A 13,599-nucleotide genomic window follows, 5' to 3' on the forward strand; every position below is an offset into this window, starting at 1 on the left:
GCCCTCTTCGACACCATGTCCGTCCCCGAACGCCGCCGCGCCGCCTGAGCGGGCGTTCAGGTTCTACCGGTGCCCGGTGCCGCCAACTCGTACATGCCCGGTTCGGACCCGGTCAGAACAGCGGGACGCCGTTCCGGACCAGGCGCCAGGTGCCGCCGCCGAACTCGGCCGGGTCGATGACGCCCTTGGCCTTCACCCAGGTGATCATCGTGTTGCGGATCTCCTCGGAGTTGGACCAGGCGACCGTGGCCTTGGCCACGTGCGGGAAGTTGCCGCCGCCGTTGGCCCGGTAGTTGTTGACCGCCAGCACGAACTGGGCGGCCGGGTCGACCGGGGCGCCCTCGAAGGTGAGGCCGACGATCCGGGAGCCGACCGGCTTGGTCAGGTCGATGTCGTAGGAGACGCCGTACACCGAGTCGAAGTTGTAGTCCGGGGTGTTGGCCTGGTTGGTCAGCGTGTCGAGGTTGACCGCGTCGCCGGGGGCCAGCTGGGCGAAGTACTTCGCCGAGTACTCCAGGTAGTCCTTGATCTGGGCACCCGTCAGGACCCGGGCCTCCAGGGTGTTCTCGTAGATGTACAGCCCGGCGGCGTCGCGCAGCTTGACGGTGCCGGCCGGGATCACGGCGGTGCGGTTGAACGGCGCGGCCTGGGCCAGCACCGGCAGGGCCGCGTACGAGGTGCCCACGAGGGCGGCCTTCACGGTGTCGACCTGGACCCGGCCGATCAGGTCGATGATCGGGACGTCCTTGAACCGGGCCTCGGCGATGGAGAGTTCGCTCTTGCAGGTGCCGATCACCTGGTTGACGTAGGCGACCGTCTTCCGGTGCTGGGCGTCGATCAGCCGGACGACCTCCTTGTCCTCCGGCACGGTGTTGGAGTTGAGCACCCGGGAGGTCACCGAGGTGACGTTCCAGCGGCCGCGCTCGAACTCGACCTCGAAGTCGAAGCAGGTCAGGCGCTGGCCCCAGGCGAGCGGCTCGGAGAGCACGACGGTCTTCCCGGTCTCCCGGTTGGTCACCAGGCGCTGCGGGATCTCCTTGTGCGCGTGGCCGACCAGCACCGCGTCGATGCCGGGCACCGCGGCGGCCAGCTCGGCCGCGACGTTCTCGCCCCACGGCAGCTGGTCGCCCCAGGAGCTCGGCTCGTCCGCACCGGTGTGCGCGGCCACCACGACCACCTCGGCGCCGGCCGAGCGCAGCCGCGGCACGTACTTCCTGGCCTGCTCCACGATGCCGGGGAAGACCATCTGCCCGGCCACGTTGGCCTTGTCCCAGATCGCGATGCCGGGGTTGGTCAGGCCCAGGATGCCGACCCGCAGCGCCCGGCCGTGGCCGAGGTGCAGCTCCTTGATGACGTAGGGCGGGAACGCGGGGCGCTCGTTCTTCGCGTCCAGCGCGTTGGCGCCCAGCAGCGGGAAGTCGAGCTGGCGCTCGAAGGCGCGCAGCAGCGGGATGCCGTAGTTGAACTCGTGGTTGCCCAGCGCGGCGGCGTCGTACTTCAGCGCGTTCATCGCCACGGCCATCGGGTGCTTGGGCGCGCGCTTGCCGGTGATCGGCTCGACCCGGGCGTAGTAGTAGGCGAGCTGGGTGCCCTGGATGGTGTCGCCGGCGTCGATCAGCAGGGTGCGCTCGCAGCCCTTCTCGGCCCGGATCTGCTTCACCAGGGTGGCGATCTTGGCGAGGCCGACGTCGTTGTGCGCCTTGTCGTCGTACTCGGCGTCGGTGAAGTAGTCCCAGTTCAGCACCCGGCCGTGCAGGTCGGTGGTGCCCATCACGGTGAACGTCTGCTTCTTCTTCTCGCGGCCGCGCTGCTCGGCGGGCGCGGCCGCCGCCTCGGTGGCGGTGACCATCGGCAGGCCACCGGCCAGGGCGGCACCGGCGGCGGTGACCGCCGACCGGGCGACGAAGTCACGACGGTTCAAGGGCATGAAGGGCTCCAACGTGAACGGACGGGGCGTCAGCAGGCAGACGGTGACGCGCGTAGAAGTCTGCACGCAAAACCCGCCCGCGAACACCCCCGGCACCTTTCCGGCAGGTGAGCTCTGCAAGTCCCGCACATGAAACATGCTCGCATGCACTCATTTCACCCGCCTGGGCCTCGGGTCCATGCGTGCTCGGCCGCCAAGAGCGACGACACCACAACCTGGTTCCGAACAGTCCGCCAGAGCACCTTGACGTCACTGGGGCGCAGCAAGCAGAACTCCTCGACCTGCAGTTGCAGAAGGAGCGTTTCGGCATGCAGTACGAGCCAATCGTCCCTGCTGAGCTCGATGGCCAGCCGTACCAAACCGACCACCACGTCGGCCGGCGGCCGGTCGGCAGTCGTATTGGACCGGTGCAGGAGAGCCGCCCCGGTGGTCAGGATCTGCTCTCCGCTGAAGCGTGAACCCAGCAGGTTGGGAGAGATGGCCTCGGTGAGGCTCAGGACTGCTCGAAGGCCGCCCCAGGTATTGCCTTCTGGCCGTTCGAGGCTGAGATCCGTCGCGAGCAGTAGCCGTCGTGCGACAGCGGCAAGCCGTGGGTGGGGTACTCCTGACCGTCCGAACTGGCTACGAACACAGGTGAGCAGGGACAGTCGGTGTTCCTCGTCGAGCTTGTCGGCAGGAAAGCGATCATCTGTCAGGTTGTTCAGCAGACGGACCACCAACTCCCCGGACAGGTGGGAAGCGTCGCGGGCGAGATGCGGGATCAGGGAACAGCTGATCCGGTTGGCTTGTGTGTCGGGAAGGTAGGGCAGCGCTGCTGCTATGTCGCGGTAGCGCTGCGACAGCTGTTCAGCATGGGCGGTGTCGTGGAGCAGGAGCGTCAGCAGCGTGTGGGCCGCCGACTTGGCCCCGTGGACGGCATCGACCCTGATGGTCCGCAGGGTCTCGGGAGCGCCGTCAAGTAGAGGCATGATGGCGTGCAAGAGGGCTTGGGTGTCGTCGTCGTCCAGGAAGTCGGTTCTGCGGATGATGTCCGAGGCCTGCGCGATTTGGGACACGTAGTAGGTCCCTGGCCCGCGGCCATCCGCTGAAGGGCCCTCCGGAGGGCGTTTGGAGGAGGGGAGGCCAAGCCGGAGGAGTGTGTCCGCCTCTCCGTCGAGTGTTTGCCTGACGGAGAGTGTTGTGGTGAAGGAATCCCATGAGGTCGCATCGAATTGGGAACGCCAGAGGAAGCTGAGGCGCCACCAGGGTTGCTCCGTGAACTCGCGGAGTCTGACGGAGCCAGTGGTCAGCACGGCCAGGAAGAGGATGTTCGCCTGGTATATGGCGTCCCGCCCGGACCGGGGTCGGGCGGTGGGCGCGTACATCGAGGACAGGTCGCTTTCGGACTCGCCGATCTGACGGAAGAGCAGGCGGAGTAGGGGGGTCACTTTCTCTTGCGGGCCCGCTCTGCCACTTGCCAGCAAGTCGGCAGTGTTCTGGGCTACTTCGGCGCGGTCAGTCAGCGGAACATGCGAGAGCAGTGCGCAGAGTCGGTGGTCCGGTAGTCGGTCCCGGTCAGTAGGACGGGCCGCAGTGAGCAGGTCGCTCAGCTCAGCCACGATCTGACGCGCCACCAGGTACTCACCGAAGGTGGCGTGCAGGAACTCGTACGACTTCATCTCAACACGCGCCACCTCGGCCCGGGCTTCATGGACGAAGAAGAACCGGCCGAAGATCGAGTCGGCTCGGTCCTCGCCGGTCAGCGCCTTCAGGTCAATGCGGGCCGCAGTACTGAGGATGCTCTGTTGGCCGCGGTTGAACATTCCCGCGGCGATCACCCCCAGTCGTCGCAATTCCTGCTCCACCAGGACGCTTTCCTGGGCCGCCGGCAGCGGACCTGCACTCTTGACCACTTCACGACCGACGAACTCCGTGAGTAGACGTTCGTAGAGCTCACCACGGTCGATGTCGTCTTGCGAGAGCTCGTGGAGGTCATTGTGGGTGGCGTCGTACAGAGCCAGGAGCAGCAGGAGCAGAGGTTGCCTCGCCAGATCCTGATGTCGGCGCACCGCCTCCGTGTTCAACGGTACGAGCCCGGAAATCTCGAAGTACCGGCGGTTGACGTCGGCCCAGACGGTCAGCCAGCGGTCCACGCGATCGTTGTCGAACGGTTCCAGCCGGATGACCGTGCTGACGCTCGGAGTGTCCACCCGGTCGGCAACCACCGTGCGGCTGGTGACGACAAACGTGGTCGGGCGGCCGAGTTCGGCCTCGCGCTGCTGGAAGTGCACGATTTCTCTGAGGTAGCTCCAGTGAGAGTCGGCACTTGAGCTCCCGGCGGCAGCCTGCAGTAGTTCGTCGAAGCCGTCCAGAATCACCACACGCAGGAGGTCCTTGTCTGTCTCGCTCAGATCGGGCCAGGACGTCTGGCGGCCGGTTGTCTGGCGAATGGCCTCCTCGATCTGGCCTTGGAGGTCAAGATCCGCTGGTACATGGCGCAACTCCACGCGGACACAGAGGAATTCGGATTCTGGCAGCCACGCGGTCAGTAACTGGGTGAGGAGCGACTTCCCGGAGCCGGGATGTCCAAGCACGATCAGTGGGCCCTGGGTGGCTCGATCGGTCAGGAGATAGGCTGCCAGGAAGCCGGAAAGGTCGTCGCGGATGGGTTGGCGGTCCCACCACGAGTCACTGGAGAGCTTCCTCTCGACGGCATGGGCGGCCACTCGAAACGTGGGCTCGACGTAGCCCGCCACGCGGGACGGCATGACCAACCCGGAACCGCCAGCGTGACTGACCGGCCCTCGCAAGCGGTTTCGGGCACCTGCGGAAAGGTGCCCACCACCCGCGAACTCGGACAACAGGCTGCCAAACCGAGTGAGACCAACCTCCGGGACCATCGCGGTCAGGTCGTCCTCTGAGGTGCCTTCGAAGGTTTCGGACGTGATGCGCAGCTCGGCGCACTGGAAGGTGAGACCTCCTAGGACGGTCGAGTACCGGCGTAGCGCCAGCGCCCCCAACCGCTCGGAGGAGAGGGACTGGAGCTCGACCTGTGAGTGGACCATCTCCGCGGCGGACTGGTAGGCGGCGGCTATCTCGTTCCGCAACTCTGTTGTCTCTCGAACGTGAGAGGAGCCGAGCACGAGCCAGTCGAATTCGGCCAGTACGGCGGCCGCCACGTCATGGGTGGTGTTGCCGTGGCTGATGTTCCTGGTGAGTCCGGTCTCGGCCACAGCCTCACAGAATGCTGCCACCAGAACGACGCGGTCGGCCGCGCAGAGCAGGGCCGTGCGTGTGGTGCCGGCGGCACGACGTACTCGCTCCGCGAAGCCGGCGAACAGCCTCCGCAGATCTGTGGACGGTGCTCCGGCGAGCTCCAGTGGGCGCAGGATGTCGCTCGCGAGGTTGCGCAGACCAGGCCGGCCGGCCGCCAGGACCGCGACGGCTTCGGCGAAGTCCTCGGGAACGGCGTCCACTCGCTCGGTTGCCGGAGCGCGCCTGGCACTCTCAAGTGCCTCTTCCAGCTCGGTGTGCTGGTGGCGCCACCAGTCGACGTCGATCCGCGTTTCCGGGGCACGCGATCGGCAGTACTGCACGATCGCGCGGATGTCCTCCCAATGGGGCGGCGTGGCTCGGTGGCCGCGGAGCAGCTCGGAGATCGTGCCCTGACTGCGGTTCAGGGCTCTGGACAGGTCGGCCTGTGAGACGCGGCACTCGCGAAGCAGCCGGCGAAGTCTCCCGTAGAACTCGGTGACCGAGTCCGAAGCCTGGTCAACCGCCAAGACGCCCCCTGTTCGGCCGTGTTCGGAGAACTTCCGGGTCAGCCTACGGAACGGCAGGTCAGCCGGTGCGAGCTTTCGAGTTCTTCGGCGCGGGGCCTTGGCGGCTGTCTCGTGAGCGAGCGTTCGGGGAGGCGCCGAACCGACGCGCCGTCAACCGCTACTCAGGAGGAGTCATGTCCTTGTCGCCCGCTCAGATCACCACCATGGTGTTCGCTGTCACCGTACTCGTGGTCCTCGTCGGAGTGGTGCTGCCCGCAGTGTGGTCCACTCGCCGCAGCCGCCGCGCCGCCGCCATGGCGGTGCTCGGTCGGCTAGTCACTTTGGTTCGCCGATCGTCGTGACCCGTGAGCCGTTAGGTGTCGGAACCAGTACCCCCGTGGCGGCGGGGGCACCCGCTGGGGCTTAGATGTAACCCTCGCGCAGGGCGTGGGCGACGGCGTGGGCGCGGTTGCGGAGGTTGAGGCGGGTGGTCAGGCCGTGAAGGACGTTCTTGACGGTCCGTTCGGAGTAGGAGAGCTTCCCGGCGATCTCACCGGTGTCCCAGCCCTCGGCGATCAGCCGGAGGATGTCGGACTCGCGCTCGGAGATGCCGGGCGGGGCGTATCCGGGCAGGCCCTGGACGCTGCGCTGGAGCCGGCCCATCTGGGCGATCAGGCGGCCGAGCAGGTCACCGGGCAGGTCGCCCTCGCCGCGCGCGGCGGCCACCACGGCCTGCCCCAGCCGCTCCGCGGTGGCCTCGCGGCGCCGCAGGATGGCGGAGACGCCGCACTCGACGGCCTCCAGCAGGTCGGCCTCCCGGATCTGGTCCACCACCAGGACGACCCGGCTGCCGTCCCGGTGCACCAGCCGCCGCATGGTCCCGGTGACGGCGTTGTCCACGCTCTCCGCGACCACCACGGTGACGGTGCCGGGTCCGGCCTCGGAGACCACCTGGAGGTCGCCGCAGGCGCGCAGCTGACTGGCGGCGCCCGCGTAGGAGATGGGGTCGGTCGCATGGATCGCGACCTGGACCACGGCGGTGTGCCGCAGTGTCTCGTCGGCGAACTGGATCGTCACGGTGGCCTGCCTCATGCCTCGTCGGTGCCCTGACATGCGGGAACGGCTCAGCCCTCGCCCTCCCCGACTGCTCACATGCTCACCGCGGGCACCTCGGGGTGACCATCGTGGTCCACCACGAGATCCACGGGGTGAGACGAAGGTCACACCACGAAGTGGTCGTTCGGGGGGTCCGGGTCAGGGGGTGGACACGTGGAATGAGCAGGAGCGGTTGTGGGAGGGGAAGCGATGTACAGCGGTGGCACGGCCGCCGGGGTGCTGGGCCCGGCACAGGCCGGTCTGGTGGAACGTCAGGCCGTACTGGCCGAGGCGGCCCGGCTGGCCGACCTGGCCCGGCACGGGGCCGGCACCCTGCTGGTGCTCACCGGCCCGACCGGCATCGGACGCAGCGCCCTGCTGGACGCCGTCGCCGGCCCGGCCGTCTCCTGGGGCATGACGGTGCGCCGGGCGGCCTGCGCCCCCGACGAGACCGGCCACTCGTACGCGGTGGCCCGCCAACTCAGCGGATCCGGACCGGAGTTCGTCCCCGACGAGGAGGGCCGCACCCCCTGGGAGGTGCTCCGCGAGACCGCCGTACGGCGCCCGCTGCTGCTCCTGGTGGACGATGTCCAGCACGCCGACCCGGCCTCCGCCGACTGGCTGCGCCAGCTCGCCCGCCGGCTCCACCAGCTGCCCGTGCTGCTGGTGGTGACGGAGCGCCGGGACGCCGGGCGGGCGGACCGCAGGCCGCCGTTCGGCGCCGGCCTGCCCGCCGCCGTGCTGCAGACCCGCCGCCTCGCACCGCTCAGCCCGGCCGGCACCGCGGCCCTGCTCGCCGCACGGCTCGAACGCCCGGTGCCGGACCGCCTGGTCCAGGAGTGCCACCGGGCCACCGCCGGACTGCCGCTGCTGCTCACCGCCCTCACCTGCCCGGACGGCCGCCCGGTCGGCGACGGACTCGGCCCGGTGCCGACCGGCGCCTTCCGCGAGGCGGTCGGCCACTGGCTGGAGCGCGTCGGCGAGCCGGCCGCCACCGCGGCCCGCACCCTCGCCCAGCTCAGCGGTACCCGCACCGGCTCGGTCGGCCTGGCCGACCTGGTCGCCGCCCAGTCGGGCCGCACCGGCCGACCGGACCGCTCGCAGCACCCCGAGTACCCCGGGCACCCCGAGTACGCCGGGCACGCCGGGCCGTCCGAGGGCCCCGACCTCTCCGGCTGGCTCCCGGACTGGCTGCACGGCCTGCAGGCCGTCGGCCTGCTGCGCCCCGGCCGCGGCGGCGCGCTGCCGGAGTTCGCCCACCCGTGGCTGGCCACCGCCCTGCTCGCCGGCTGGAGCGACCAGCGCCGGGCCGAACTGCACCGGGGCGTCGCCACCCTGCTCTACGGCCGCGGCGCGCCGGACGACCTGGTCGCCGAACAGCTGCTGCACACCGAGGTGTGCGGCGCCGAGTGGGCCGCCGACGTGCTGATCGGCACCGCCCGGCAGACCCAGCGCGACGGCGACCGCGAGTACGCGGTGCGGCTGCTGCGGCGCGCGCTGCGGGAGCCGCTCAGCCAGTGCCGCCGGGGCTCCGTCCTGGTCGAACTCGGCTGCCTGGAGGTGGCTCTGGGGCCGCCGGAGTCCGTCAACGGCACCCGCCACCTGGCCGAGGCGGTCCGGCTGCACCGCTCCGACGAGGCGGTCTTCGAGGCCGCCAACGCACTGGGCGTGGCGCTGGCCGGCCGCGGCGAGACCGCCGCCGCCCTGGACGTGCTGGAGGACCTGGCCGAGCGCTTCGCCGACCGCTCCGACCTGGCCCACGCCGTGCACGCCGCCACCGCGATGATCGCCTCCCACGACGGCGAGAGCTGGCTCCAGGTGGTGGACGGCGTGCGCCGGATCGAGGCCCGCTCGGCCACCGGCGTGGCCCCGGCCGCCTACAGCCTGCTGACCGAGTTCGACGCCACCAGCGGACGGCTCTCGGCCACCGAGGTCTCCCGCCGGGTGGTCGAGTTGACCGCCCAGCCGATGGACAGCTTCTCCGCCAGCTACCTCACCGCCTCCGCCGCCACCCTGGCCCAGTGGGCCGACCGGCTGGACCTGGCGGACCGGCTGGTCGCCGAGGGCCTCACCGCGCACCGGGGCGCCAAGCTCCACCCGGCCTACCAGTGCCTGCTCAGCGTGCGGGCCGAGAGCCGGATGATGCGCGGTCAGTTCTCCCTGATGCTGCAGGAGCTGGCCGCCGCCTCCGACCAGCGCGGCGTGCTCAGCCTGGGCAACGCCCACCTCACCTCCCAGGCCGTGCTCGCCCTCTGCGAGACCGGGCACCCGGTGCAGGCCCGGCAGCTGATCGCGGCCGGCTTCGAGGACAGCCCGCCGGGCGGCCCCTCCTCCTGGGAGCTGAACGAACTCGTCTACGCCCGCGGTCTGCTGCGGCTCGCCGACGGACGGGCCGAGGAGGCACTGGCCGACCTGCTGGACTGCGGGCGCCGCCAGCTGGAGCGCCAGGTGCTGAGCCCGATCGTCACCCCCTGGCGCTCGGCCGCCGCCGACTGCCACCTGATGCTCGGTCAGGTCGGCCCGGCGGCCGAACTCGCCGCCGAGGAGCTCCGCCTGGCCCGCGTCTGGGACACCCCGCGGACCGTCGGCCGGGCCCTGCGGGTGCTCGGCGCCGCCACCGGCGGACGGCAGGGGCTGGCCACCGTCCAGGAGTCGGTGCGGCTGCTGCGCGCGGACGGGCTGGACGTCGAGCTGATCCCCGCGCTGACCACCCTCGGCGGGCTGCTCGGCGGCAGCGGGCAGCGCGCGGCTGCCCGGGAGGCCCTGCGGGAGGCGGTCAGCAGGGCAGAACGGATCGGCGCGGTCCGGCTGCGCGCCGTCGCCGCCGACCTGCTGCTGGCCTCCGGGGCACGGACCGACCGGCAGCGGCAGACCGGCGCGGGCGCCCTGACCGCCGGTGAGCAGCGGGTCTGCCGACTGGCGGCGGAGGGCAACTCCAACCCGGAGATCGCCGAGCTGCTGCACCTGGCGCTGCGCACGGTGGAGACCCACCTGACCAACAGCTTCCGGAAGTTGGGCATCAAGCGGCGGGCCGAGCTGGCGGGAGTGCTGGAGCAGCCGCAGGAGTGACCGCAGGCGCGGGTGCAGACGGGTGCGCAGGCGGGCACGGCGCCGTCCGGGGGAGGTGGCCGTCGGCACCGGCGGATGCGGTGGGGCGGCGGTCACCTGGGGCGGTCCTCTCCGGTCTGCTGGTGAGGCCAAGCCTGCCTGCAGTGACGGGAGTGACACCAGGGCCGGACGGTCACCGGCGAGGGACGACCCGGGGTGTCCGCAAGGGCAACCCGGCGGTAACCTCGCCCCGGTGGCCCGGAGCGGCGGGCGGGTGGGCGGCCTCAGAGGAGACCGGCGAGCCGCTCCAGCTCGGCCTTGAGGGCTGCCGTCGGGTCGACCCCGCCGGGGACCAGCGTCTCCCAGCTGCGGGCCCGCACGTAGCCGTCGAGCGCGAGCGGCAGCTCCCGGAGGAGCAGCTGCCGTGCCGGCCCGGCCTCCGCCCTCGCCAGCGCCGCGAACAGCCCCTCCGCGTCCACCGAGGACGGCAGCCCGACGGCCGCCGCCCGCTCCCGCAGCACCGCCAGCTCCGCCCGGAGCTCGGAGGGCAGCGCCTTGGGCCGTGGCGGTTTCGGCACGGGCCGCGGCACCGGCGTCGGCCCGACCGCCCCGCCCGCGGGCCCGGGCGCGGCCTCCACCTCGGGCGCGCCACCGCCCTCCTGACGGTCCCACGGCCACCGCCGGGGGGCGAGCAGCGCGCCCGCCCCGTACAGCCCTGCGACGACGGCGGGCCACCACGGCCCGGCCGCCCCCGCGAAGTACAGCGCCAGGCCCCCGGTGCCCGCCGCGCACCCGATCAGGTTGCGCGGCGACTCCAGGTACCCCAGCAGCCGGTCACTGATACCCACGGATCTCCTCGAACGCCCCGTCCAGCGAGCCCCGCCCGTCGAACAGCTTCCCGCCCGTCAGGTCGGCGATGCCCTGGAGCTGCCCGGTCGCCGCGTCGCCGAACAGGATCGGGAAGACCGGCACCGCCCGCGCCGCCCCGGACAACCCCCCGTACCAGGCGCGGAACTCCTGGTCCTTGAGCCCCTCGTTGCTCTCCCCGTCCGTCATCACCACGATCGAGGTGAAGCGGTCGTCGTTGCTCTCGGCCCGCTGACGGGCCACCAGCTCGAAGGCCTCCTTCAGGCTGCTGTACACCGCCGTGCCGCCGTCCGCGGTCAGGCCCTGGACCTCCTGCTGGATGCGGGCCAGCTCCGCCTCCGGCGGCCCGGCCGGGATCCGGTAGGTCCGCTCCGACTTCACCACCGAGGCGAACTCGACCACCGTCACCTCCTCGCGCTGGCGGAACCGCCGCTGTCCGCGCGGGTCCTGGGCCCCCGTCAGCCGGGCCATCGCGGCCTTCAGCGACTCCAGCCGGGCCCCCTTCATCGAGCCCGAGGTGTCCAGCACGTACACCGTCCGGGACGGGCGGCGCAGTTCGTTCTGGTACGCCGTCAGCAGTCCGTCCGCCACCGCCCGGGTGCCCGGGAACGGCAGCTCCCGGCGCCGGTCGGCGGGCAGACCGGCGGCCGGCGCCACCCCGGTGGCCACCGGGCGGCGCAGGGTCTCCTCGGTCATCCGCTGCTGCGCCTTGGGGTCGAGCAGGTAGCGGCCGAGGCGCTGGAAGGAGTCCTGCGCGGGCTTGCCGGCCGAGGCCAGCAGGCTGAGCGGGTAGTCGGCCGAGACCACCCCGTCCACCGGCCGGACCACGGTGAGCCGGTCCTCGGCGGGCAGGGTGCGGTTCATCGAGAGCAGCACCGACTCGTAGTTGACCAGGGCGCCGACCTTGGTCTCGTTCTGCTTGGCGGCCTTCTGGTAGGCCTCCGCCAGCCAGCCCGAGGAGCCCGAGGTCAGCTTCTGTCCGCTGAAGAACTGCTTCAACTGCGGTGCGGCCTTGGCCACGTCGGCGTCGGTGAGGGCCGAGCCGGCCCCCGAGAAGGCCGAGGCCAGCGCGACCAGCGCGGAGAAGCCGGAGTTGGAGCGGGACGGGTCGGCCATGCCGTAGCTGAGCTTGCCCGCCACCGCCGCCTCGCCGATCTTCCCCCAGGTGACCTGCGAGCCGTCGCCCCAGCCCAGCTCGCTCAGCATGGTGGACCGCACCCCGACCGCCACCGGCGTGCTCATCACCGGCGTCTCGGAGAGCAGCTTGCCCTTGCCCGCCTCGTCCAGCCGCAGGTAGTGGTTGGACGGGAACCAGACCGCGTCGTACTTGCCGTCCGCCTGCCCCGAGGCCACCGTGTCGGCCCCGTCCAGCGAACCGGTCCAGGTGAACTGCACCGTGACCCCGGTCGCCGCCTTGGCGTCCGCCAACACGGCCGCCATGTCCTGGAGTTCACTCCCCGCCAGGACCCGGAGCACGCCGTCCTTCGGCTGCGCCGTCCCGCCGCCGTCCCCGCCCTCGCTCGTGCAGCCCGTCCCGGCCAGCGCCAGCGCCAGCACGGCGGGTGCGATCCGTCGCAGCACTCCGTCCCCCCTCATCCCCTGCCTCACTTCCCCTTGGCGGCGTCGACCAGCTGGGCCAGCACCTCGACCGTCGGCGGCTGGGCCTGCACGATCCCGGCCTCGGACAGCCCCGGCACGAAGGCCGTGGTCGGGTTCGGTTCCTTGAGCGCCCGGGCGAACGCCCCGGGGTCGGCCTGCGGGCGGAAGCCGTGCAGCGCCGCCAGGTTGATCAATTTCGGGTCGTCCCGCAGCAGTTCGGCGATCTTCTGCCCGTCCGGCGTCAAGGCGACCGCCGTGTGGTCACTCGAAACGGTGGTGTCCGGGTAGAGCACCACCAGGTCCTTCACCGTGGTCCCGTGCGCCACCAGCGAGGCCACCTGGGACTCGTAGGTCAGCACCAGGGGATTGCCGACCCCGCTCAGGAAGTCCTTGAACGGGCCGTCCGAACTGGTCTTCTGGTCACCCTGCTTGGCCGTCAGCTTGCGCAGCAGCGGGGCGACGGCCTGCACCCCGGCGGCGTCGGAGACCACCCGGTTGCCGTTCTTCACGTAGGCGGCCGCGGCCAGGTAGAGCGCCCCCGAGGAGGAGGTGGCCGGGTCGGTGCTGGTCACGTAGAGGTCGCCGGCCAGCTCCGGGATGACCTGCGGCTCCTTGATCTTGTCCCATCGGACGTCGTTGCCCACGGCCTCCAGGTACTTGGCCATGTCCAACTTCCAGGCCTGGTTGTCCTTGTGGGTGGCGTAGCCCTTGTCGACCAGCAGGGCGGCCACGTTCGGACGCGCGATCACCACCAGCGGCGAGTAGAACGGCCGGACCGGCTCGGTGGTGATGCCGCGCTTCTTGGCCACCTCCTCGGCCGGCCCCCGGCTGGCCGGGAAGACCATTCCGTAGCCGTCCAGCTTCGCGTTCGCCATCGACCAGGAGCCGATGGTCTGGCTCTTCACCTCGAACCCCTTGGCCCGGAACTCGGCGGCCACTTCGGGGTCGTTGAAGAACTCCGCCTTCTCCGAACCGATCAGGATCCGCACTTCGGCGAGCCCCGGTCCGGATTCCGGACGGAGCAGCGCGAATGCCACCCCGCCCAGCAGCACCAGCGCCGCAAGTACGCCGATGACTCGTCCTCTCATCGTCAACCCTTCCCCCACCAGCGGCACTTCAGGACCTTGAGATTCCCGCCAGGTCGGGAGCGGCACCCGAACCGAGGGTGAACCGGGAGTGAACAAGCCTTCACGGAACCGCATCGGTTCCGGTACGTCAGCACCAACTCGGCCTCACGGTCCGAGAACTAACGATGTGTCACGTCGTTCACCGAATCGTTCGACAACCGCCATGGTGAGGTCGGCCGGAACGGCAAAGTTACGT

The 13,599-nt window shown here is 70.9% G+C and carries 7 protein-coding genes; 1 reads left to right on the forward strand and 6 read right to left on the reverse strand.

The genetic code is table 11. The annotated features are described in order from the left end of the window. Positions 1-112 precede the first annotated feature (112 nt). The 3 genes from ACWEPF_RS26065 to ACWEPF_RS26075 form a co-directional block, all read right to left on the reverse strand. On the reverse strand, positions 113-1,927 hold the full coding sequence (locus tag ACWEPF_RS26065; RefSeq protein WP_452174416.1) for a bifunctional metallophosphatase/5'-nucleotidase: 1,815 nt from the start codon (positions 1,925-1,927) through the stop codon (positions 113-115). A 155-nt stretch (positions 1,928-2,082) separates the two neighbouring features. After that, positions 2,083-5,688 (reverse strand): NACHT domain-containing protein, encoded by a 3,606-nt coding sequence (locus ACWEPF_RS26070; protein ID WP_452174417.1) that lies wholly within the window; start codon positions 5,686-5,688, stop codon positions 2,083-2,085. A gap of 402 nt (positions 5,689-6,090) precedes the next feature. Continuing rightward, positions 6,091-6,759 carry a response regulator transcription factor gene (locus tag ACWEPF_RS26075; RefSeq protein ID WP_345284284.1) on the reverse strand — a complete coding sequence of 223 codons (669 nt, stop codon included), beginning with the start codon at positions 6,757-6,759 and terminating at the stop codon, positions 6,091-6,093. A 213-nt stretch (positions 6,760-6,972) separates the two neighbouring features. Here ACWEPF_RS26075 and ACWEPF_RS26080 point away from each other — a divergent pair, with 213 nt between their 5' ends. Next, a complete protein-coding gene (locus ACWEPF_RS26080) occupies positions 6,973-9,831 on the forward strand; it encodes a LuxR C-terminal-related transcriptional regulator (protein WP_452174418.1) in 2,859 nt (952 codons plus the stop codon). Between the two features lie 263 nt (positions 9,832-10,094). Here the strand turns inward: ACWEPF_RS26080 and ACWEPF_RS26085 are convergent, their stop codons facing one another. From ACWEPF_RS26085 to ACWEPF_RS26095, 3 genes are read right to left on the reverse strand one after another with little or no spacing between them, the layout of a single operon-like run. Further along, positions 10,095-10,658 (reverse strand): hypothetical protein, encoded by a 564-nt coding sequence (locus ACWEPF_RS26085; RefSeq protein WP_452174419.1) that lies wholly within the window; start codon positions 10,656-10,658, stop codon positions 10,095-10,097. Beyond that, positions 10,645-12,258, reverse strand: coding sequence for an extracellular solute-binding protein (locus ACWEPF_RS26090; protein ID WP_452174420.1), 1,614 nt, complete (start codon positions 12,256-12,258; stop codon positions 10,645-10,647). Before ACWEPF_RS26090 ends, ACWEPF_RS26085 begins: the two co-directional genes overlap by 14 nt. Before the next feature lie 23 nt (positions 12,259-12,281). Continuing rightward, on the reverse strand, positions 12,282-13,364 hold the full coding sequence (locus ACWEPF_RS26095; RefSeq protein WP_452174421.1) for a hypothetical protein: 1,083 nt from the start codon (positions 13,362-13,364) through the stop codon (positions 12,282-12,284). Between the last annotated feature and the right edge of the window lie 235 nt (positions 13,365-13,599).

The sequence above is a fragment of the Kitasatospora sp. NPDC004289 genome (assembly GCF_053602875.1).